Annotated in this window: 1 pseudogene; it reads left to right on the top strand. The window is 64.5% G+C overall.

Features of this window, described 5'->3' with window-relative positions:
- Nucleotides 1-301, top strand: a pseudogene (locus ACOZKU_RS27725) (F0F1 ATP synthase subunit beta); the annotation flags it as partial.

Genomic DNA, 301 nt, shown 5'->3' with positions numbered 1-301 from the left:
GCTCTGACGGGTCTGACGATCGCTGAAGACTTCCGCGACAAGGGCCAGGACGTTCTGTTCTTCGTCGACAACATCTTCCGCTTCACGCAGGCAGGTTCCGAAGTGTCGGCTCTGCTCGGCCGTATCCCGTCGGCCGTGGGCTATCAGCCGACGCTCGCCACGGACATGGGCCAGATGCAGGAACGCATCACGACCACGACCAAGGGTTCGATCACCTCGGTCCAGGCCATTTACGTTCCCGCCGACGACTTGACCGACCCCGCGCCGGCCACCTCGTTCGCCCACCTCGACGCCACGACCG

It is taken from the genome of Shinella sp. M31 (assembly GCF_049199205.1).
GTDB lineage: Bacteria > Pseudomonadota > Alphaproteobacteria > Rhizobiales > Rhizobiaceae > Shinella.
The sequence above is the reverse complement of the archived record's forward strand: the minus strand, read 5'-3'. Positions and strand labels throughout refer to the sequence as shown.